The organism is Bacillus litorisediminis, from assembly GCF_022808645.1.
Taxonomy (GTDB): domain Bacteria; phylum Bacillota; class Bacilli; order Bacillales; family JC228; genus Bacillus_BF; species Bacillus_BF litorisediminis.
The window spans coordinates 1-800 of the sequence record NZ_JAKZKT010000039.1 but is presented as its reverse complement, the minus strand read 5'-3'; the positions used below and the strand labels follow the sequence as shown (position 1 = coordinate 800).

The 800-nt window shown below is 38.4% G+C and carries 1 protein-coding gene and 1 pseudogene; one reads left to right on the top strand and one right to left on the bottom strand.

All coding sequences use genetic code 11. The annotated features are described in order from the left end of the window. A pseudogene (locus tag MLE14_RS17080) lies at positions 1-261 on the top strand (transposase); the annotation flags it as partial. 55 nt (positions 262-316) lie between these two features. Here MLE14_RS17080 and istB read toward each other — a convergent pair. After that, positions 317-800: IS21-like element helper ATPase IstB (istB, locus tag MLE14_RS17075; RefSeq protein WP_243299626.1), on the bottom strand; the 484-nt coding region annotated here is incomplete at its 5' end.

Here is an 800-nt window from a genome sequence, read left to right as displayed (position 1 = left end):
GAACCGCAGCTGATTCCAAAGCGTAAAAGAGACGTATCCTCTATCGAGGATAAGGTCATTTCGATGTATGCAAGAGGAATGTCTCAACGAGACATATCTTCCACAATAGAAGACATCTATGGCTTCTCTGTATCTCATGAAATGGTGTCGGATATTACAGATTCAGTACTCCCTGATTTAGAAGAGTGGCAAAATCGTGCTTTAAGCAACTGTTACCCTTTTGTGTTTGTCGACTGTCTTTATACAACGATTCGTAATGATGTCAACAACGGATTAAAATTCCCCAAATTCAACGGCTGAAAAATCCCCATTTTCATCACTTGGCTACCAATGGTTGAATTCCAGCTTTTTGTTTTTCCCTTAAGCGATAGGATTCTCCTTTCATATTAAAAGTAGTAGAATGATGAAGCAGCCTATCTAAAACAGCCGTAGCCAGTACATCATCCCCGAAGATTTTTCCCCACTCTAAGTAAGATTTGTTTGATGTAATAATTATTGATCCTTGTTCATATCTCTTCGAGATGATTTGAAAAAGGAGGTTTGCGCTTAGTTCATCAAAAGGGAAGTATCCCATCTCATCCAATATGAGTAGATTGGATTTTGATAATTTATTTACTAACCTACTTGTTGTTCCTCTTTCTTCAGCTTTTTTACACATAGTAATAAAGTCATCACAACGGGTATAGTATGCCGTGTAACCTTGATTTAGAGCTTCTAAAGCAAGTCCAATCGCTAAATGGGTTTTTCCTACTCCTGGCGGCCCCAAGAGTAGGATGTTGTCCCCATTGTTAATAAACCTA